Source organism: Rhizobium sp. 01T437 (assembly GCF_056398505.1).
Map to the genome: position 1 here is coordinate 96,333 of NZ_JBFTPM010000007.1, position 20,138 is coordinate 116,470.

General features: G+C 60.9%; 22 protein-coding genes. 7 read left to right on the top strand and 15 right to left on the bottom strand.

The annotated features are described in order from the left end of the window. Positions 1-234: 234 nt before the first annotated feature. Both AC1DM5_RS16445 and AC1DM5_RS16450 read left to right on the top strand, forming a co-directional pair. Entirely contained in the window at positions 235-825 is a 591-nt protein-coding gene (locus AC1DM5_RS16445; protein WP_477824169.1) for a 3'-5' exonuclease, read from the top strand. Between the two features lie 88 nt (positions 826-913). Then, positions 914-1,405 carry a CreA family protein gene (locus AC1DM5_RS16450; RefSeq protein WP_477975276.1) on the top strand — a complete coding sequence of 164 codons (492 nt, stop codon included), beginning with the start codon at positions 914-916 and terminating at the stop codon, positions 1,403-1,405. A 48-nt stretch (positions 1,406-1,453) separates the two neighbouring features. Here the strand turns inward: AC1DM5_RS16450 and AC1DM5_RS16455 are convergent, their stop codons facing one another. Beyond that, positions 1,454-1,924 (bottom strand): chemotaxis protein CheW, encoded by a 471-nt coding sequence (locus tag AC1DM5_RS16455; RefSeq protein ID WP_037099584.1) that lies wholly within the window; start codon positions 1,922-1,924, stop codon positions 1,454-1,456. Positions 1,925-1,926: 2 nt separating this feature from the next. Next, positions 1,927-3,891: a methyl-accepting chemotaxis protein gene (locus AC1DM5_RS16460; protein WP_477975278.1), complete on the bottom strand. Its 1,965-nt coding sequence runs from the start codon at positions 3,889-3,891 to the stop codon at positions 1,927-1,929. Between the two features lie 376 nt (positions 3,892-4,267). Between AC1DM5_RS16460 and AC1DM5_RS16465 the strand changes: the two genes are divergently transcribed. Together AC1DM5_RS16465 and AC1DM5_RS16470 are read left to right on the top strand one after the other, a co-directional pair. Then, positions 4,268-4,870 carry an SCO family protein gene (locus tag AC1DM5_RS16465; RefSeq protein WP_477822066.1) on the top strand — a complete coding sequence of 201 codons (603 nt, stop codon included), beginning with the start codon at positions 4,268-4,270 and terminating at the stop codon, positions 4,868-4,870. Between the two features lie 59 nt (positions 4,871-4,929). Then, on the top strand, positions 4,930-5,808 hold the full coding sequence (locus tag AC1DM5_RS16470) for a 50S ribosomal protein L11 methyltransferase (protein ID WP_477822065.1): 879 nt from the start codon (positions 4,930-4,932) through the stop codon (positions 5,806-5,808). A gap of 170 nt (positions 5,809-5,978) precedes the next feature. On the opposite strand, the gene AC1DM5_RS16475 is transcribed toward AC1DM5_RS16470, so the two are convergent. Then, positions 5,979-6,152 (bottom strand): hypothetical protein, encoded by a 174-nt coding sequence (locus AC1DM5_RS16475; RefSeq protein WP_007814367.1) that lies wholly within the window; start codon positions 6,150-6,152, stop codon positions 5,979-5,981. Between the two features lie 278 nt (positions 6,153-6,430). Here AC1DM5_RS16475 and AC1DM5_RS16480 point away from each other — a divergent pair, with 278 nt between their 5' ends. Continuing rightward, on the top strand, positions 6,431-8,266 hold the full coding sequence (locus AC1DM5_RS16480) for an aminopeptidase P family protein (protein ID WP_477822064.1): 1,836 nt from the start codon (positions 6,431-6,433) through the stop codon (positions 8,264-8,266). Positions 8,267-8,290: 24 nt separating this feature from the next. On the opposite strand, the gene AC1DM5_RS16485 is transcribed toward AC1DM5_RS16480, so the two are convergent. Then, on the bottom strand, positions 8,291-8,599 hold the full coding sequence (locus AC1DM5_RS16485) for an AzlD family protein (RefSeq protein ID WP_477822063.1): 309 nt from the start codon (positions 8,597-8,599) through the stop codon (positions 8,291-8,293). 1 nt (position 8,600) lies between these two features. Continuing rightward, a complete protein-coding gene (locus AC1DM5_RS16490) occupies positions 8,601-9,332 on the bottom strand; it encodes an AzlC family ABC transporter permease (RefSeq protein WP_037099573.1) in 732 nt (243 codons plus the stop codon). Positions 9,333-9,465: 133 nt separating this feature from the next. Here AC1DM5_RS16490 and AC1DM5_RS16495 point away from each other — a divergent pair, with 133 nt between their 5' ends. Then, positions 9,466-9,717 (top strand): DUF2164 domain-containing protein, encoded by a 252-nt coding sequence (locus AC1DM5_RS16495; RefSeq protein WP_477822062.1) that lies wholly within the window; start codon positions 9,466-9,468, stop codon positions 9,715-9,717. On the opposite strand, the gene pncA is transcribed toward AC1DM5_RS16495, so the two are convergent. The 4 genes from pncA to AC1DM5_RS16515 form a co-directional block, all read right to left on the bottom strand. Further along, entirely contained in the window at positions 9,718-10,344 is a 627-nt protein-coding gene (gene pncA, locus AC1DM5_RS16500) for a bifunctional nicotinamidase/pyrazinamidase (RefSeq protein ID WP_477822061.1), read from the bottom strand. 207 nt (positions 10,345-10,551) lie between these two features. Continuing rightward, a complete protein-coding gene (locus AC1DM5_RS16505) occupies positions 10,552-11,061 on the bottom strand; it encodes a GNAT family N-acetyltransferase (RefSeq protein WP_477975280.1) in 510 nt (169 codons plus the stop codon). Between the two features lie 205 nt (positions 11,062-11,266). Next, positions 11,267-11,779, bottom strand: a complete 513-nt coding sequence (locus AC1DM5_RS16510) for a hypothetical protein (RefSeq protein ID WP_477822059.1) — start codon at positions 11,777-11,779, stop codon at positions 11,267-11,269. A gap of 161 nt (positions 11,780-11,940) precedes the next feature. Then, entirely contained in the window at positions 11,941-14,433 is a 2,493-nt protein-coding gene (locus tag AC1DM5_RS16515) for an ATP-dependent helicase (protein ID WP_477975282.1), read from the bottom strand. Positions 14,434-14,604: 171 nt separating this feature from the next. On the opposite strand from AC1DM5_RS16515, the gene AC1DM5_RS16520 reads away from it, so the two are divergent. Then, positions 14,605-14,871, top strand: coding sequence for a hypothetical protein (locus AC1DM5_RS16520; protein ID WP_477822057.1), 267 nt, complete (start codon positions 14,605-14,607; stop codon positions 14,869-14,871). Positions 14,872-14,880: 9 nt separating this feature from the next. On the opposite strand, the gene AC1DM5_RS16525 is transcribed toward AC1DM5_RS16520, so the two are convergent. The 6 genes from AC1DM5_RS16525 to AC1DM5_RS16550 form a co-directional block, all read right to left on the bottom strand. Next, complete coding sequence (locus AC1DM5_RS16525) at positions 14,881-15,558, bottom strand: YoaK family protein (RefSeq protein WP_477822056.1); 678 nt, start codon at positions 15,556-15,558, stop codon at positions 14,881-14,883. A 27-nt stretch (positions 15,559-15,585) separates the two neighbouring features. Then, positions 15,586-16,467 carry a VOC family protein gene (locus AC1DM5_RS16530; protein ID WP_477822055.1) on the bottom strand — a complete coding sequence of 294 codons (882 nt, stop codon included), beginning with the start codon at positions 16,465-16,467 and terminating at the stop codon, positions 15,586-15,588. Between the two features lie 40 nt (positions 16,468-16,507). Further along, positions 16,508-17,329, bottom strand: coding sequence for an alpha/beta fold hydrolase (locus AC1DM5_RS16535; RefSeq protein ID WP_007814395.1), 822 nt, complete (start codon positions 17,327-17,329; stop codon positions 16,508-16,510). A 129-nt stretch (positions 17,330-17,458) separates the two neighbouring features. Beyond that, positions 17,459-17,887 (bottom strand): DoxX family protein, encoded by a 429-nt coding sequence (locus tag AC1DM5_RS16540; RefSeq protein WP_477822054.1) that lies wholly within the window; start codon positions 17,885-17,887, stop codon positions 17,459-17,461. A gap of 11 nt (positions 17,888-17,898) precedes the next feature. Continuing rightward, entirely contained in the window at positions 17,899-19,785 is a 1,887-nt protein-coding gene (locus tag AC1DM5_RS16545; RefSeq protein WP_477822053.1) for an amidohydrolase, read from the bottom strand. A 28-nt stretch (positions 19,786-19,813) separates the two neighbouring features. Then, entirely contained in the window at positions 19,814-20,083 is a 270-nt protein-coding gene (locus AC1DM5_RS16550; protein WP_477822052.1) for a XapX domain-containing protein, read from the bottom strand. Between the last annotated feature and the right edge of the window lie 55 nt (positions 20,084-20,138).

A 20,138-nucleotide genomic window follows, 5' to 3' on the forward strand; every position in this document is an offset into this window, starting at 1 on the left:
TTCAGAAAACCCTGCTCGCCTCGGCAGGGTTTTCGGGGATGATCGGCTGCTAGTGGCGCACCATCTCTCCCGCGTACCCTGCATGGGTCGTGGTGATAAGATGAAGGGTGTGGACCACAGAGTTGATCATGCACGGAAGTTTCGCCATTCGCGTGCAGATGTCAACAGGTCAGAATTTGCCTTCGGATACGGCTAAGATTATTCCGGATGAGCAGACGATTCGGATATTTGCCCGTGAAGACTATCGCCATCGATTTCGAGACAGCCAACGAACAGCGCGGCAGCGCCTGCTCGGTCGGCCTTGCCTGGATTGAGGACGGGCAGGTGACGCGGGTCGAGGAGCGGCTGATCCGTCCACGCGACATGCGCTTTTCCGGCATGAATATCGCGATCCACGGCATTCGGCCTGAACATGTCGAGGATGCACCTGAATTTCCTGAAGTCATGGACGAGTTCCTTGAGGATTTCCGGGGCGCGACGATGATCGCCCACAATGCCGCCTTCGATTTCAGCGTCTGGCGGGCGAGCCTTGATCTTTACCGGCAGTCCTATCCGGAGCTCACCTATCTCTGCAGCCTGAAGATGGCGCAGCGCATCTGGCCGCATTTTCTGTCGTACCGGCTGAACCTGATTGCCGAGCATCTCGGCCTGCGTTTCGTCCACCATAATGCGGCTGAGGATGCTGCCGTCTGTGCGGCAGCGGCAATCGAGATGGCGAGGGCAGTCAAGGCTGCCACGGTTGCTGCCATTCCCGCCGTCATCGGCATGAAGCCCGGCAGGCTGACGGCCGCCGGCTACGAGCCCTGCACCTGCCGTAAGGCGTGACTTTCGCTTTCTTGCAAAGGGTTGGGCGCTTTCTTGCAAAGGGGTCGGCCATTCTTATCTTAACTTCCGGATCAACACGGGAGTTGTCATGTCCGCTTTGCGCAATCTTTTCTTTGGCTCAGTCTTCCTCGCCGCTTCCGCAGGCGCGACATCGGCCGAGGTCGTCGGCAAGGTCGGGGTCGACTGGATCGGCAATGACATCATCATCGAGGCGGTTTCCGACCCAGAAGTGAAGGGCGTAACCTGCCATGTCACCTATTTCGACCGCAGCCTGATCGACCGTTTCAAGAACGGCAACTGGTTCGAAGACCCCTCGAATAATTCCATCTCCTGCCGCCAGACGGGGCCGATCGAGATCGGCAATATCGATATGTCCAAGGATGGCAGCGAGGTGTTCCGGCAGGGCATGTCGCTGATCTGGAAGACCCTTGCCGTCAACAGGATCTACGACAAGAGCAACAATACGCTGATCTATCTCGCCCATTCGCGGCAGGTGACGGATGGTTCGGCGAAGATGTCGATTTCGACGATCCCGCTCTATGGACAGGATGTCGTTTGGAAGAACGGCAAGCCACAATGAAAAAGGCCCGGACGAGCCGGGCCTTCGAATTCGGAATAGTCAGATAGATCAGGCAGCTTCGCGCGACAGCTCGTCGGCGATGACGGTGTCGAGATTGAGGAAGCAGACCATGGTCTTTTCGAGCGCGACGATGCCGCGGCAGAAGGCGCGCTGGGCTTCCGGGATGATTTCCGGCGGCGGCTGAAGGTCTTCGCTCTTGATGGTCATCATGTCGGAGACCTGTTCGACCAGCAGGCCGACCAGCTTGCCGGCGATATCGGTGACGATGATGGCGGAACGCTCCGATGGTTCCGTCATCTTCATGCCGAGGCGGCAGGCCATGTCGATCACCGGGATCACGGCACCGCGCAGGTTGATGAGGCCGAGGACGTAGGGGGGGGTGTGCGGCATCGGGGTGACCGGCGCCCAGCCGCGGATTTCGCGGATCGCCATGATATCGATGCAGAACTCCTGGTCGCCCAGGTGGAACGAGACGATTTCGAGGTAGGCGCCCGACTGCTTGATGGCATTGTTGTTCATGGTCAGAATTCTTCCCAGTTGTCTCCGGCCGGAGAGGCGAGTGTCCTGGCGGCGCCGCCGCCCGTGAAGGCTCCCGCGACCTTGCCAATGAGGCGCCGTGCGGGTGAAGGTTTCGGATGCGAGGCTGCGGGGGCTTCTCGCGGCGTTTGACGGGCGTTCATGCCCTCGCCGATATTGAACTGCCGTACCAGCTGCGTCAGGTTTTCCGCATCACTTGCGAGAGTGTGGCTGGCGGCGTTCGTTTCCTCCACCATGGCCGCATTCTTCTGCGTCACCTGATCCATCTGGCTGATGGCTGTATTGATCTCGTTCAGTCCAACTGATTGTTCGCGCGCAGAGGTTACGATTGATTTAACATGACCGTCGATACGCAGAACATCTTCGCCGATCTGGCGCAAAGCCTCGCCGGCGGCCGTCACTAATTCGCCGCCGATTTTAACTTCGGCGCCGGATTTTCCGATCAAGGTCTTGATATCCTTGGCTGCTCCGGCTGCGCGGCCGGCAAGTTCGCGAACTTCCTGTGCAACGACCGCAAAGCCCTTGCCGGCTTCGCCCGCACGCGCGGCCTCGACGCCGGCGTTGAGTGCCAGCAGATTCGTCTGGAAAGCGATCTCGTCGATGACGTTGATGATGGTGCCGATCTCGCGGGAGGCGCCTTCGATTCGCTCCATTGCGGCCATCGCGTCGCCGACAATGGCATCGGATTTCTCGGTATTCTGGCGAGTATGAGCGACCATGTTGCCGACTTCCTCGGCGCGGCTGGTGGCGTTGCGGACGGTGGCGGTGATCTCGTCCAGCGCCGCCGAGGTCTCTTCCAGGGAGGCGGCCTGCTGCTCTGTGCGCTTGGCGAGGTCGTCGGCGGCGGCGCGCATCTGGTGGCCGTTGGCCTGAATCGAGCCGCTGTTCTGGGCAATGTCGCTCATCGCCCTGCGCAGGCGCATGGCGGTCTGGTTGAAATCCTGACGCAGCCTTTCCAGCTCGTCGCGGAAGGGCTGGTCGATGCTCGCGGTCAGATCGCCGTTGGCAAGGCGGGTGAGGCCCTGGGCGAGCGCTGTGACGGCGGCGTTCAGCGCTTCCGTATCGGCAAGCTTGGCAGATTCGCGCTCGCGGCGCTCGGCATCGCTGCGCTGACGGTCGGTCTCGGTGCGGGCTTCCAGATCGATCTTTTCGATGGCTGCAAGGCGGAAGCTTTCGGCGGCACGGGCCATTTCGCCGATCTCGTCGCCGCGTTCCTTGCCGGCGACGTTGCTTGTCAGGTCGCCGTTCAAGATGCGCAGCATGCTTTCACGCACGGTGACGATGCCGCGGCGAATGGAGCCGCCATGGATATATTGCAGCGCGGCCATGGTGAGGATGGCGATGACGCCAAGCGCGATCTGGATGACCAGCGAGCTGCGGGAGGTCTCGTTGGCGCTTTCGATACGCTTGCGGGCAACGACGGTGCCGTCACTGGCGAACTTGTCGAGGGTGGCGGCGAGCTTTTCGCCGTCAGCGTCGATACGATCGTCGATCTTGTCGAATTCGGCATCGGACGCGCCCTGTTCGACGAGCGCCTTGAGATCCACCTGGATGGCCTGGCGAAGCGCGCCGACATCGGAATCGTAGCTTTTCAGCAGGTCGCCGGCCTTCAGCTCCTCGGCGATCATGCTTATTTCCTTCGAGCCGCTGGAGAGAGTTGCTAGCGAATCGGCAACGATCTTCAGGCGGTCGGGCTGGATGATCTTCTCTTCCCGGTCGACGATCGAGTCCATGGCGGCGAGAACCAGCGTCAGATTGGCGACTCGCATGTCGTTGATGCTGTCGATGCTCTGCTGGATCTCGTCAGCGCGGCGCAGGCCGGTATCGACCTGCATGTTCTCGTACCAGCCGATGCCGAGCATCGAGCCGAAGCCGATGAGAGCAGCCCCGCCGAGCGTCCAGAGCCGCTGGCCGACCGAAAGGTTTCTGCGAACCGTCGAATTTGTCATAAAGCCACCCTCCGCCCCAGGCGGTTTTTAGTTCCCTCGATTTTTATGCTGATCCGGTTCATGCTCCGGCCGACATCATGTCGGAACAGCGCCGAAGCACTGTGTGCATTACTAAATATAGATATCCGCAATTAAGCCTTTCCTAACGATGTATTTCTTGGGGTTGCTTCGAGACGCTCGCGGCAAGCCGTTAGAAAGGTGCGATAATTCGTCTTTGTACGACTTTTCGCAGGACGTTTGCCCGCATCTGGCATTCATCAAGGTGGGGCAATTAATCACGGGTGAGAAAACGCATTCTTGAATTGCGCGCTTGCGATCGCGACTATAATCACACGGGCGAGACGGATGGGGGCATCCGCGCATCAAGGAAAGTACCATGAAGAATTTCCGTATCGCCGTCTGGATTGCAGTGCTGCTGCTTGCCGGCGTGCTCGGCTGGTTCACGCTGGACCAGAGCCGGACGAGGGAAGTGGTGGCCGAGGGGCCATTCGGCGTGCCGTTCACGCTGGTATCGCAGAGTGGCCAGCCGATCACGGAGCAGGCCCTGCGTGGCAAGCCGACGGCCTTGTTCTTCGGGTTTACGCATTGCCCCGAAGTCTGCCCGACGACGCTCTTCGAGCTCAACGGCTGGATGGAGAAGGTCGATCCCCGGGGCAACAAGCTGCAGGCCTATTTCGTGACCGTCGATCCCGAGCGCGATACGCCCGAGATCATGAACGAGTACGTCTCCAACGTTTCCAAGCGCATTACCGGCATTTCCGGCCCGCCGGACAAGATCGCCGACGTCATCAAGGGCTTCCGCGTCTATGCCAAGAAGGTGCCTGTGGACGAGAACAATCCTGATGGAGATTACACGATGGACCATACGGCCTCGGTCTTCCTGCTCGATTCGGCCGGGCGTTTTGCAGGAACGATCTCCTATGGCGAAAACCCCGATACGGCGATAAAGAAGCTTGAGAATCTCGTCGCCAAGGGATGACCGGCAGCTGAAAGCATCGCAACCGGTAGCGGGCGACGCAACCGGAAAGATTGCCTATCGTGAGTGAAATCCGCCTTTACGTGTCGACGACTGAAAAGCAGGCCGAGGAAATCCTCGACCTTCTGAGCGAGGTCTTCGGCGAAGAAGATTTTGCCATCGGCACGACCGAGATCGACGAGAAGAAAGATGTCTGGGAAGCCTCCGTCTACATGATGGCGGAGGAAGAGGCGGATGTGCGCACTCGTATCGAGGCGGCGCTGAAGGACGCTTTCCCGGATGCCGCGCTGTCGCGCGAGGTCATTCCGGATGTGGACTGGGTGGTCAAATCGCTTGAAGGGCTGAAGCCCGTCAGGGCAGGGCGCTTCCTCGTTCATGGCTCGCATGATCGCGACAAGGTGCGCACGGGCGACATCGCCATCGAGATCGATGCCGGCCAGGCTTTCGGTACCGGCCATCACGGCACGACGGCCGGCTGCCTGGAGGTGATCGACCGAGTGGTCCGGGCACGCAAGGTTCGCAATGCACTCGATCTCGGCACTGGAAGTGGCGTGCTGGCAATTGCGGTGCGCAAGCTGCGCAACATTCCCGTGCTGGCAACCGATATCGATCCGGTCGCCATTCGCGTCGCGGCCGAGAATGTACGCCGCAATGGCATTGCCAGCGGTATCAGCACGGTGACCGCACCCGGCTTCCATTCGACCGCCTTTTCCGAGCATGGGCCGTTCGACCTCATCATCGCCAATATTCTGGCGCGGCCGCTGATCAGAATGGCGCCGCAGCTCGTCACCAATCTGGCGCCGGGCGGATCGGTGATCCTGTCCGGCATCCTTGCCGGCCAGCGCTGGAAGGTGATTGCCGCCTATAATGGCGCGAAGCTTCGCCACGTGCGCACGATCTGGCGCAATGGCTGGGTGACGATCCATCTCGATCGTCCGTAATCTCAGGGAATTCCGAACAAGAAAAAAGGCGGTGCCAGAGACACCGCCTTGGACCGGCATTTAAATCCGGTCTTGCCCGCGAGCTCGAAGGAGGAGGATGCTCGAGCGGGCACTACTGCATTCCGATAGGCCTGTCCGGTGGAGGGAGGAGGATCGGAAGGGCTTTAAGCTCAGAATGCGTAGCTCGGTGCGCCTTTGTGGCGCGTGGAACGCTGGCCTGCTGCGAGCACCTTGAGGCTATCCTCATTCTGCGGGCGGCGGGCACCGATGACGTGACGCACAGTCTGGCGTTCGCCAGCCTGTACCGGGCTGCTGTAAGCGAAGCGCGAGAGAGAGGCGGTCATTTCAAAAAATCCTTTGTTGATGGTTCGTCGTGAACCGTTCGATGCGCTGTATATAGCTATTCCGTCATGCGGCGGCAGAGGGTTTGTTTCATTGCAGCCATGCGCGTAATGCATGAAGCGTGCCAGTTTCCCACATCGAGACACATTTCTGCCAAATTATTGGGCGGCCAGGCCTTCCCAGGTGCTTCGCGTCGCTTTTTCTCCCCAATGACTGAAAATTCGCTAACATGGCGACTATCCCATTAACCGGATTCGTTTCATTCATTCGGGTTTCCAGCATGTTCCAGTCTTTCGAAGTCACCTCCACGCCGCAGTTCGGCAGGGAACGGGTTTCCGCACTGCGCGCCAGTTTCGATGCGCTCGGCATCGATGCTTTCCTCGTGCCGCGCGCCGATGAATATAACGGCGAGTACGTGCCTGCCTGCGCGGAGCGGCTCTCCTGGCTGACGGGCTTCACCGGCTCTGCGGGCATTGCGCTGATCACCCGGACGGAAGCGATCGTCTATGTCGACGGGCGCTATGTGACGCAGCTTGCCGAGCAGGTGGATGGGTCGGTCTTTACCGGCGGCGATCTGGTCAACGAGCCGCCGCATGTCTGGCTGCCTGCGCATGGCAAGAAAGGGCTGAAGCTCGGCATCGATCCGTGGCTGCATTCGGGTGCCGAAGTGCGCAAGCTCGAAAAGGCGCTGTCGGAGATCGGTGGCGCACTGGTTTTTCTGCCGCACAATCCGCTCGACAAGCTCTGGGCTGACCGGCCGGCGGAACCGCTTGGGCCTGTCGTCATCCAGAACGTGGCGCAGGCCGGAATTCTCGCCAAGGACAAGATCGCGACCATCGCGGATGATCTCGCCAAGAAGAACCTGAAGGCAGTGCTCATCGCCGATCCGTCTTCCATCGCCTGGATCTTCAACATCCGCGGCGCCGACGTGCCGCACACGCCGCATCCGCTGGCGCGCGCCATCATCCATGCCGATGGCAAGGCGGAGATCTTTCTCGACAAGCGCAAGACCGGCATCGAGCCGGAAGCCTATCTCGCGCAGATCGCCACCCAGCTCGCGCCCTCGCTGCTGGATGAGAAGCTCGCTGCAGTCGCCAAGGATGGCGGCCGCATTCTCATCGATCCCGATATCGCCTCCTATGCGCTCGCCGAGATCATCCGCAAGGCTGGCGGCGAAGTCGTGGAAGGTGTCGATCCGGCAAAGCTGCCGCGGGCTGTGAAGAACAGCGTCGAGATCAACGGTTCGGCTGCCGCCCATCTGCAGGATGGTGCAGCCATGGTGGAATTCCTCTACTGGCTATCGCAGAGCAAACCCGGCACGATCACCGAAATTGGCGCCGCCGAACGGCTGGAAGCGGCTCGCGCAAAGCTGGGTCAGAGCATGCAGAACCCGCTGAAGGATATTTCCTTCGACACGATCTCGGGTGCCGGCGAACATGCGGCCATCATGCACTACCGGGTGACGACGGCGACCGACCGGCATATCCAGCCGGGCGAACTCTTCCTGATCGATTCCGGCGCGCAATATATCAACGGCACGACCGATATCACCCGCACTGTCGGCATCGGTGCTGTCAGCGAAGAGCACAAGCGCTTCTTCACACTGGTGCTGAAGGGCATGATCCAGATCAGCACGGCGCGTTTCCCGAAGGGCACGCGCGGCTGCGATCTCGATCCACTGGCGCGCATCGCGCTATGGCGGGCAGGGGCCGATTTCGCGCATGGCACCGGCCATGGTGTGGGCTCCTATCTCTCGGTTCACGAGGGGCCGCAGCGCATTTCGCGGCTGTCGACGCAGGAGCTGTTGCCGGGCATGATCCTTTCCAACGAGCCGGGTTATTACCGGCCGGGCCATTTCGGCATCCGCATCGAGAACCTGATCTATGTGCGGGAGGCTGAAGCCGTCGATGGCGGCGACATGCCGATGCTCGGCTTCGAGACGCTGACCTTCTGCCCGATCGATCGCAGCATCGTCATCCCGGAATTGCTGACGCATGACGAGCTGCACTGGTTCAACGAATACCACCGCCAAACGCGCGAGGCGCTGATGCCGCTGATCCACGACCATGACGTCAAGGCATGGCTGGAGAATGCGACTTTGCCGCTGGAATACTGAGCGGCGGGATATCCGGCCTTCGGTTTAGAGGCCGATCGTGTGTCGCCAGGTCATCACGATGATCCAGGCGGCCACGAGCATCCAGGTGTGCGAGAAGCGCAGGCCGATGACGAGGGCGACTGCGAGCGCCAGTTTCGAATCCCAACCACCGATGAAGAAGGCGGGCGCGACAAGCGTCGTCAGCACCGCGGCCGGCACGGCATTGAGTGCTGCTTCCATGCGCGGGGGAATGCGCTTCATCTTGGTGATCATGATATAGCCGCCGATGCGGGTCGCGAAGGTCGCGGCTGCGGCGGCCAGGATCACGAGAGCCATGTGGAGATCGAATTCCATCTCAGACCTCGTGGTTTTCGGTGTTGAGAGCGTCGGCTTCAAGATCCGGCTCCTCGGCGGGCAGGGGCATCAGAGCGGCAAGGATGATGCCTGCCACAGCGCCTAGGCTCACATGCCAGGGGGAGCCGACGAAATGATAGGCGATGACCGAGGCAACGGCGCTCGTCAGCGCCACAGCCAGGAAGTTGTCACGCTTGCGGAAGCCGAGCACGATGCCGAGGAAATAGGCCGGCAGCAGGATATCGAGGCCGATCGTCTTCGGATCGCCAATGAGGGACCCGAGCATGCCGCCGATAAGGCTGATGATGACCCACGGAATATAAATGATGATGCCGAAGCCGAGATACCAGGTGAAGGTAACGGGCTGACCTGCCTCACCGCGCCTGACGGTCTCGGCAAATTGCGGATCGACCAGCAGGAAGAAGGTGAAGAACTTCTGGATCGCCGTGAAATGCCTGATGTAGCGGGCAATCGCCGCAGAATAGAGCACGTGGCGGAAGTTAACCGCGAGGATCGATAGAACGATCACCCAGGCCTGCACATTGTGGCCGAAAAGCTCGATGCCGACCAGCTGACTTGCGCCCGCATAGACGGTGGCGCTCATGAAGGTAAGTTCGGAGAGCGACATGCCCTGCTCGGCGGCAAGGGCGCCGAACAGTGCTCCGAAGGGGGCAGAAGCGAGCGCCACGGGAAAGCCGCCCCGCAAACCTTCGACAAAGTCGGCGCGATTCATGGGATATGATCCTGTTGGAATTGGAATTTCCCTCTATGGTGTCTCACCTGCTGCGGCAATTGAATTTCCTTGATTCACCAATCGATTTTGCTGAAGCGTTACCAGGCTGCGTCACCGGGAAGTCGAGGAGCTAATGAAGAAGATCGAATTTTCGAAGGAAGAAAAGGCGGACATCGTTTCGCGTATCCGGCAATATTTCGACCGTGAGCTAGACCCGATCGGCGTGCTGCCGGCCGAATTCCTGCTCGACTTCTTCTCCGAGAATATCGGCGCCTATTACTACAATCAGGGCCTGCGCGACGCCCATGCCGCCTTCTTGAAGAAGATGGAGGATTTCGGGGAGGAGCTCTATCTCCTGGAACGGGAAAGCGGAAAGACGGACTGATTATTCGGCGAGAATATCCGCGCTGTTGATAATGTCGATGCCGCGTCCGCGCATCTCGCCGATGGCGGCAGCGACACCTTCCGGCGTGAGGCCGCGGCTCGCATCCTCGATGAAGCGGACCTTGACGCCGGGCATCATTTCCAGCGCATCGATCGCGGATAATATCACGCAATAATCGGTCGCCAGCCCGCAGACGTCGAGCTGGGTGACGCCCTGATCGTTGAGGAAATCGGCAAGGCCGGTCACGGCGTGCCTCTCATTGTCGCGAAAGGCGGAATAGCTGTCGACGTTGCGATCTTCGCCCTTCTGCTGGATGAGGTCGATCTGCGCCGAACGGAGATCCGGATGCAGTTCGGCGTCACGCGTGTACTGCACACAATGATCCGGCCACAACATCTGCGGTTTACCCGAGAGTTCGCCCATTTCGAAGGGCTGCTTGCCGGGATGGGAAGAGGCGAAGCTGCCGTGGCCGGGCGGATGCCAATCCTGCGAGGCGACGACGAGATCATATTTGCCGCTATCGATCAGGCTGTTTGCCACGGGAACGATCTTGTCACCATCGGGAACCGGCAGGTTACCTCCGGGACAGAATCCGTTCTGAATATCGACCAGCAGCAACGCCTTCATCAAGCTATCCCTTACGCATATCGCATCGCAAAATGCCAATCGCATTCGGCGCAATCAACTAGTGGATTTCCGGGGGGCTGGGCGCAAGTGCTATTTCTAGTATGAAGAGTGGCAAATGGCAGCATCAACGTATTTTTCTGCTGCCGTTCGCGTTATACGCGAAAGCGGCAAGTATCTCGCGTTTTATATTAGGATTTATGCATGCGGCTATGGAGCCGGATGCCTGAAGACCAGATCGTCGGTATCGCCTTCCTGGCGCGCCGCCGTTATATCCGGCACGGCGCCCAGCCGCTCGGCGAGCCGGATCGACCTCACATTGGGAGGAGCGATATAGCTCACCAGCGTCTTCAGGCCACGCACCGTAAAGGCCCAGTCGCGCAAGGCAACGGCTGCCTCATAGGCATAACCTTTGCCCTCGGCTTGCGGATAGACGAGCCAGCCCAGTTCCTTCTCAGGAAACAGCGGACCGTGATTGATGCCGACCTGGCCGAGGCATTGTCCCGTGGCGCGATCCTCCATCATCAGGGCGCCGTGGCCCATCAGCTCCCATAGGGCGACGTCATGGCAGAACATGCCCCAGGCGGCCTTGGTCGAATGCGGACCGCCCATATAGAGCGCGCGATCGGAGATCATCAGCGCATGATAATCCGGCCAGTCTTCCATCACGGGAGGCCGCAGGATCAGGCGCTCGGTTTGAAGTGTTGGTATAACCGTCATCGGATGTCTCGCCGGAAAATCGGGTTGAAGCCTGAGGTGAATGCCTGCGGTTGCAGATCATTTACAGGGTATCCACACGGTCGAAAAGGCCGATAAGAAAGCTTGGTGCCCTGAGGGGCGTGCCGCGGGTCAGAACGGATAATGCCGGCGGCGAAGTTTGCTTGCAGCCTGTTCAGCGAGGCTCCCCCGGCGGAGCCTCATTGCATCAGGCCGTCTGGTCGCTATCGCTGGTGGCGACGGGCGAGGCGCCATAGGTCGTCTGGTATGCGCGAAGTGCAGTCTGCATGTCGGTGAGGACCTTGGCCATCAGGCCGCTGTTATCATCATCACTGCCGGCGGCGGCAATCTTCTGCGGATCGGCGGCAAGAATTTCCGACGTGGTGAGCTTGCCATCGCCATTCGTATCAAGGGCAGAGAGTGCGCCCTTGGAGCCATCACCCTTGGCATCGGTGCCGGACTGGCTGTCGCTGTCATCGGTCTTCTGGAGCGAGAGCATGAGCGCCAGAATATCAGCTGCGATCTTCTGGACGACATCGGAGCCGGAGGAATCGTCATCGCCGGCGGACGAGGTGCTGGCGGTCGAGGCGCTGGCTGTTGAGGACTGGGAAGCGGCGGCGAGCTCGTCTGCCGAGACGACGCCGTCACCGTTCTTGTCGAGTGGGTTGAGGGGGGCTTGATACTGGGTCAGCGTGCTGCCCAGGGCTGAAACACTGGTCACTTGAACCTCCTTTGAAGGTCTTGTGAAGCCTGCCTTTCATGGGCGGGCAATGACCGGGCTAGGCTGATTTGCGAGTCGGGTCAAAGCGGCGTTTTGTCATCTGGAGAAGTGCGTGCGGCTGGGCCTGTGATTCCTGGCGAAGCGCCAAGGCAGTGGAGCGGTCAGGCCCGCTCCACAAACCCGTCGAGCACACGCTTCTGGCCGGCGCGGTCGAAGTCGATCGTCAGCTTGTTGCCTTCGATGCCTGATATGGAGCCGTTGCCGAATTTGATGTGGAAGACGCGGTCGCCGAGTGCGAAGCGCGAGGGTTCGGTGGCGGTGGATTTCGCCACCAGCTCGCCCTCTATGGTGCGGCCGCGCGGGCCGCTTTCACCGTAGCCGATGCGCTCCACGGCATGGCCGGAGCGGCTGCCCCAGTTGTCGCGGGTGGCGTCGGTCTTGTTGGCCTGGGCGCGTTTCCAGCCGGGTGTGGAATAGGAATTGGAAAAGGGATCGGCCTTGTCGAATCGCGACTGGCCATAACCGCCGCCGCGGCCGTAGCCGCCGTAATTCTGCTCCATCTCGGCGACTTCCACATGGGTCTCCGGTAGTTCGTCGAGGAAGCGCGAGGGGATGGTCGATTGCCACAGGCCGTGGATGCGGCGGTTGGAGACGAACCAGATGTGGCAGCGGTGCTTGGCGCGGGTGATGCCGACATAGGCGAGGCGACGCTCTTCCTCGAGGCCGGCGCGGCCGGACTCATCGAGCGAGCGCTGATGCGGGAAAAGGCCTTCCTCCCAGCCCGGCAGGAAGACGGTGTCGAATTCCAGGCCCTTGGCCGAATGCAGCGTCATGATGGAGACGGCATCGAGATTTTCATTGGTCTCGGCATCCATGACGAGGGAGACGTGCTCCAGGAATCCACGCAAGGATTCGAAGCTGTCCATGGAGCGGATAAGTTCCTTGAGGTTTTCAAGGCGACCCGGCGCTTCGGCGCTCTTGTCGTTCTTCCACATATCGGTATAGCCGGACTCTTCGAGTATCTGTTCGGCAAGCTCGGTATGTGATGTGTTTTCAAGCAGTTCCTGCCAGCGGCGGAAAGATTGAATCACATCGAAGAGGGCCTTGCGGGCCTTCGGCTTAAGTTCGTCCGTCTCGATCATGTCGGCGGCGGCGGCCAACATCGGGATGTCGCGGGCGCGTGCATAATCGTGGAGGGCGCGCACCGTGGTGTCGCCGAGGCCGCGCTTCGGCGTGTTGATGATGCGCTCGAAGGCGAGATCGTCGGCCGGCTGGGCGACGAGACGGAAATAGGCCATGGCATCGCGGATTTCGAGGCGCTCGTAGAAGCGCGGGCCGCCGATGACGCGGTAGTTCAGGCCGAGGGTGACAAAGCGGTCTTCGAATTCGCGCATCTGGAAGGAGGCGCGCACGAGGATCGCCATGTCGTTCAGCAGATGCTTCTTGCCGTCGGCATCGCCGCGTTGCAGGCGCTCGATTTCCTCGCCGATGGCACGTGCCTCTTCCTCCGAATCCCAGGAAGCGTGAACCTGCACCTTGGCGTCGTCAGGGTCGGAGCGATCGGTGAAGAGCGTCTTTCCGAGGCGGCCTTCATTGTGGGTGATGAGATGGGCGGCAGCACCGAGAATATGGGCCGTCGAGCGATAGTTCCGCTCCAGCTTGATGACCTTGGCGCCCGGGAAATCCTTTTCGAAGCGCAGGATATTGTCCACTTCCGCGCCACGCCAGCCATAGATCGACTGGTCGTCGTCGCCGACGCAGCAGACATTCTGCGGCTCGCCCTTGGGCCGCTGGGCGAGAAGCCGCAGCCACATATATTGGGCGGTGTTGGTATCCTGATACTCGTCGACGAGGATGTAGCGGAACTTCTGGTGATATTCCTTGAGCAGATCCGGCTGCTTGCGGAAGATCGCGATCGGATGCATCAGCAGGTCGCCGAAATCGCAGGCATTCAGCGTCGAAAGGCGGTTCTGATAGGCGAAATAGAGATCGCGGCCGCGGCCATTGGCAAAAGCGCGGGCGTCTCCCTCAGGAATATCGGCAGGGCCGAGGCCCTTGTTCTTCCAGGTATCGATCATGCCGGCGAATTGCTTGGCCGGCCAGCGCTTGTCATCAAGGCCTTCGGCCTGGATGATCTGCTTGATGAGGCGGATCACATCGTCGGTATCGAGGATGGTGAAATCGGAACGCAGGCCGACGAGTTCGGCGTGACGGCGCAGAAGCTTGACGCCGATCGAGTGGAAGGTGCCGAGCCAGGGCATGCCTTCGACGGCGCCGCCGACGAGAAGCGCTATACGCTCCTTCATCTCGCGGGCGGCCTTGTTGGTGAAGGTCACGGCAAGGATCTGCGAGGGGAAGGCGCGGCCTGTCTGAAGGATATGGGCAATGCGGGTGGTGAGCACGCGCGTCTTGCCGGTGCCGGCGCCCGCGAGCACGAGGACGGGGCCTTCGAGTGTCTCGACAGCTTCGCGCTGTTCCGGGTTGAGGCCGGTGAGATAATCGGGGCGGCCGCCATCGCGGGCCGCCATGGCGCGGGCAGCAATGCCGCCGCCGGCAGTGGGCGCCCTTGCGGGAGCAGCGGGCTGTTGCGGCTTGCGCGGCGCATCGCCCGGTTCTTCGTCGAAGAAGGGCATATCGTCGAAACTATTGCTCATGGCGCGTAATGTAGTGATTCGGGAAGGAAAGACCAGAAAGTTGTTCTGCTTTCATTCCCGGACGCTCAGCTATCCTCAGGCGGTTTGCTTGGCTTGATCTGAAGCCATCCCCGGAGTTGTGGTCACCCCGCGCCTCAACTATGGTTTCGCTCCAGCCATCGGGAGAGCCATATGCATATCATCGCCATTCTTGCCAACCTGATCCTCTTGATCATCGTCGCGACGTTGATCGCAGGGAATGGCTTGCCGGATGGTGCGGGCTTCGGAATCTTCGTCGCTGCCATTGCGGCTCCCGCATTGAGCACGATCGCCTTGGTGCGACGCAATGGGTCAATCTCCGAACTCATTTCCCTTGAGATACAAGCGCGAAAGATCACGCTGCGGCAACGTATTGCCGAGGCGGAGGCAAAGGCGGCCGGCAACGGCATCGGCCGCTAAGGGCTGCTCTTAAGCGGCCTGCGGGCCGGCAAAAGCCAAGCAGACCGAGACCAGCGCAAAGAGCGGCGGCAGGGCCAAGCACCAGACGCCAATGGTCGCAAAGAGCAGGGCGGCAAGGCCGCAGCCGAGGGCGAAGGCGAAAACCGCGACCGTCATGTGCGACAGGCGGCTCTTTACGGGCTTTGCCTGATCGCCGGCGCTGCCATGGGCGAGGTCGGCGAGGTCGATCATGATCTGCGTCGTGGTGCCGGTCATCAGCGTGCTCGGCGGTGAGGCGCCGAGATGGATGCGGTGGGCGGCGTTCTGGATCGCCATGGCGATGACGAGCAGCATGCCGGTCGCGACCAGCGGCAGGCCATCCGGATTGGTAAAGGGCGCAAGCCAGATGGCGCAGGCGCCGCCGGCAATCAGGAAGAGAAGCTTGATCACGAGCAGGATGCGCAAGCCCTTCTCATCGCCTGGCGGCACATTGTGGGTGACGTAGCGCAGCAGAAGGATCGTCAGGCAGAAGACCGGCAGCGCCAGCAATTTGGCGATGATGCCAGACGTGCCGTGAGTGAGCGCTGCGCCAAGCGTCACGAAGTTGCCAGTGACGTGGGCGGGGAAGAGGCCGCCAAGCGCCAGGAAGCCGGCTGTATCAACATAACCGCCGGTCAGGCTCAGGAGCACGGGCAGGGCTGGGCGCATTGTTTTTTCCTCTATGAATTCGTTTGCCTAGTGTGCCGCGACGGTGTGGATTTCGGCAATATAGCCGCCCGGGAATTCCACCATGGCGGCGCGGCGATCGCCGGACTGGTAGGGTTCGACGAGAATTTCAGCGCCGCTCTCCTTAGCCTTCGCAAGAGTGGCGTCAAGATCGGCGGTCTCATAGCCGGTCATTTCGCGACCATAGGGGAAAGGCAGCTGGCCATCGGTGACGAGCACGGTCATGCGGCCGAAGACGGATTCGATGCGCAGGCGGTGAAAGGCCTTGTCCGGCAGGCCAATCTCGGTGCCGGGCGCCTTCTCGTCGTCGGAGACGACCTTGCCATGCGAGAAGGCGAGAAAGGCATGGGTGAAGGCGGCCACGCGGTCGGCGGACACGTAGACGCGGTTTTCCGGGATGGTCGTGAAGGCCGGATAGTTTGGCGTGGTCGTGTGCCAATAGAGCTGCATGTTGACACCGCCCGGCCACTGGATGACGGCATCGCGGCCGATCGGATCCGGGAAGGCGGAGACGATGACATCGGCGCCGGCAGCCTTTGCGGCTGCTATGGCCTTGTCAAGATCGGTGACGAGATAGCCTGATCGTTCGGCGCCGAAGGGATACGGGATCGGCGTCTTGAAGCCGAAGAGCGAGACGGTACCAACCGGCGTCTGCAGAAGCTGCGACGTTGTGCTGCTCGGCGTCGGCGTAACGGTTGCCGTTACCTGCTTGGTGCTGGTGCCGCCGAAGGTGGCGAGGAAGCTTTTGGCGAAGGCGTCCACGTCGCCAGGAGCGACGTAGACATGGGTCGTATCGTATTGCGCGCCGACGCCGAATTGCGGCGAGGCGGCATAGGCCGGGGCACCGGCCAGGCCGAGAAGGGCAACAAGGGCTAACGACAGACGAAGCATTGCGTGATCTCCTTCGGCCTGGCCGGCCGCTACTCCCGGTTTACGCCTTGATGAAGGCGAGAACGTCGGCGTTGAACTTGTCTGCTTCGGTCTGGGCGAGGCCATGCGGAGCGCCCGGATAGACCTTCAGCGTGCCGTTCTTCAGAAGCTTGATGCCCTTTTCGGCAGCAGCCTGGATCGGCACGATCTGGTCGGCATCGCCATGGATGAGGAGCGCCGGAACGTCGATCTTCTTGAGGTCGTCGCTGTAATCGACCTCGGAGAATTCGCGGATGCAATCGTAATGGCCCTTGATGCCGCCGGCCATGCCCATCAGCCAGAAGGTTTCGCGCAGACCCTCATTGACCTTGGCGCCATCGCGGTTGAAGCCGTAGAAGGGCATGGTGAGGTCGCGGTAGAACTGCGAGCGGTCGCCGGCCGTGCCTTTGCGGATGCCGTCGAAGACTTCGATCGGCAGACCTTCGGGATTGGCAGGGGTTTTCAGCATCAGCGGCGGAACGGCGCCGACGAGCACGACCTTGGCGACGCGGCTGGTGCCATGGCGGCCGATATAGTGGGCGACTTCGCCGCCGCCGGTAGAATGGCCGATCATGATGAGGTTCTTCAGATCGAGCTTCTCGATGAGCTCGGCGAGGTCATCGGCATATTGATCCATATTGTTGCCGTTCCACGGCTGCGAGGACTTGCCGTGGCCGCGGCGGTCGTGGGCGATGACGCGGTAGCCCTGCTGGGCGAAATAGAGCATCTGCACTTCCCATGCGTCGCCCGAGAGCGGCCAACCGTGGGAGAAGAGGATCGGCTGGCCGTTGCCCCAATCCTGATAGTAAATCGTCGTTCCGTCTTTGGTGGTGATCGTCGGCATTGAACTTGTCCTATGCTGAGGTTGGCAGGATCTACGCCCTGGGGGCGGATGGTTTGCACAGCGGTGCTGACACGGTCAGGAAACATTTTTGCAATGGTCAGCGGAAGTGATGCTTAGGTGCAGGTTGCTCTATGCCTTTTGCCTGAGATCGAGCCAGGCGACGAGCAGGAAGCCGCCGACGAGGCCCAGATGTTCGAAGAAGGAATTGGCGGCCATGAAGCGCTCCATTCCATCAGGCAATTCCCAGAAACGCAGGGCGAGGAAGGTGGCCATCAGTGTGAAGCCACCAAGGGCGATTGCGCCCAGCCAACGGAAAAAGCCGGTCAGAATCATGAGTGAGGCGGCAAGCTCCAGGAGGATGACGAGCACGGCAAAGAGCGGGGCAGGCGAGAGGCCGAAATGCGTCATCTCGCCGATCGCGGCCGGAAAGTCCGTGAGCTTGTTGAGGCCGCCCTGCAGATAGGCGGCGCAGAGGCCGAGATAGGCGATGAAGCGCATGAAGTCGGCGCCGAAAAGAGGGCGGGCGAGGGACGCAAGTCGAATTTCAAGGGCATGCATGGCATCGATCCTCAGACGGCCCAGCAGGCGCAGCCGAGCGCACCCCAGAAGCTCTTGAGATCGGAGACCGGGGCCTTCGAACCCCAGGCACTGGCGTGGGCATGACCGTGGACATTGCAATCATTGGCGCAGCCGCAGGCGGAAAGCAGGCGGCGATGCAACGAGTTCTTGCCGGCTCCTTCAGGCTCACCCCAGGCGGCATATCCACCGAAGGCGCGTACCGGCGACCAGTCGGGCATGGCGGGCGGCACCGGGTTATCATCGAGCTCGGCGAAGTGGCCCGCGCCATAGACGATCTTGCCGCCGACCATGGTCAGTTCTGATGTAAGGAAGGAGATTTCCTCTTCGGCGCAGGCAAAGAAATCCTTGTCCGGCACGATGAGATCGGCGAACTGGCCTTTCTCGATGCGGCCCTTCTTGCCTTCCTCATTGGAGAACCAGGTGACGTTTTCGGTCCACATGCGCAGCGCCGTTTCGCGATCCAGGCAGTTTCGGCGCGGATAGATCGCTATGCCGCCGACGGTGCGGCCCGTAATCATCCAGGAGAGCGACACCCAGGGATTATAGGAGGCAACGCGGGTGGCATCGGTGCCGGCGGAAACCTTGACGCCCTTTTCCAGCATGCGGGCGACGGGCGGGGTGGCTTCGGCCGCACCGATGCCATAACGTTCGACGAAATATTCGCCCTGATAGGCCATGCGGTGCTGCACGGCGATGCCGCCGCCGAGAGCGGCGATGCGGTCGATCGACTGTTCGGAAATCGTTTCGGCGTGGTCGAAGAACCAGTTGAGGCCTTCGAGCGGGATATCCTGATTGACCTTTTCGAAGACATCGAGCGCACGGCTGATCGTCTCGTCATAGGTGGCGTGCAGGCGCCAGGGCCAGCGGTTTTCCGCAAGTACGCGCACGACCTCTTCCAGTTCGCCTTCCATTTCCGGCGGCATGTCCGGTCGCGGCTGGCGGAAATCCTCGAAATCGGCGGCGGAAAAGACCAGCATTTCGCCGGCGCCATTATGGCGGAAGTAATCTGTGCCCTGCTTGTACTTCACCGAGGACGTCCAGTTCAGGAAGTCTTCCTTCTCCTGCTTTGGCTTCTGGGTGAAGAGATTATAGGCGAGGCGAACGGTCATCTGGCCGTCATCGGCAAGCTTCTGGATGACGGCATAATCATCGGGATAGTTCTGGAAGCCGCCGCCGGCATCGATGACGCCTGTTACGCCGAGGCGGTTTAGCTCGCGCATGAAGTGGCGGGTGGAATTGACCTGATAGTCGAAGGGCAGTTTCGGACCCTTGGCGAGCGTCGAATAGAGAATGCCGGCATTCGGTTTGGCAAGCAGCAGGCCGGTCGGGTTGCCGTTCGCATCGCGGGTGATCTCGCCGCCGGGCGGGTTTGGCGTGTCCTTGGTATAGCCGACGGCGCGAAGAGCTGCGCCATTCAGCAGGGCACGGTCATAGAGATGCAGGATGAAGACCGGAGTGTCGGGCGCGATCGCGTTGATCTCGTCGATGGTCGGCAGGCGCTTCTCGGTGAACTGATGCTCGGTGAAACCGCCGACGATTCGCACCCATTGCGGTGCAGGTGTAATCGCCACCTGGCGCTTCAGCATGTTCATCGCGTCGGCGAGCGAGCGCACACCATCCCAGCGCAGCTCCATGTTGAAGTTCAGACCGCCGCGGACGACGTGCGTGTGGTTATCGATGAGGCCCGGAAGAACACGTTTGCCCTTGAGATCGACCACCTTGGTGTCCGGCCCCTTGAGCGCCATGATCTCGGCATCGTGGCCGACAGCGAAGAACCTGCCATCCTTGACGGCGACGGCGCTGGCGGTCGGGTTGGAGCGGTCGAGCGTGGTGATCAGCCCGTGATGCAGGATCAGGTCGGCGGTTGCGTTTTCCATAATCTTCGTCCTCGAGCGAGAGCAGGTATCAGACCTTGTCGGAGGGCCTGGTGTCGGCGGGATTTGTGCCCTTGGGCAAATGGCCGAACATGTGTGGCTTGATCTGATGCAGCCACGAGACCGCGGCCGGCTCCTTGTTAATAATCGTTTTGGCGAAGGGAATGATCTGTTCGCCGACAAGGATGCCGAGCAGGCCGACAAGCGCGATCACCGGAGGAGCCGGCGAACGGACGTTCAGGAGGCTGTAGACAATGCCGACGAGCAGGCCGGCGCCGAGGGAGAGGAGATAGATTTTCATTTGGGGCCTCGATTCATTTCGGCATGCAGCAACGGGGAAGCGGCGATGAAGCCGC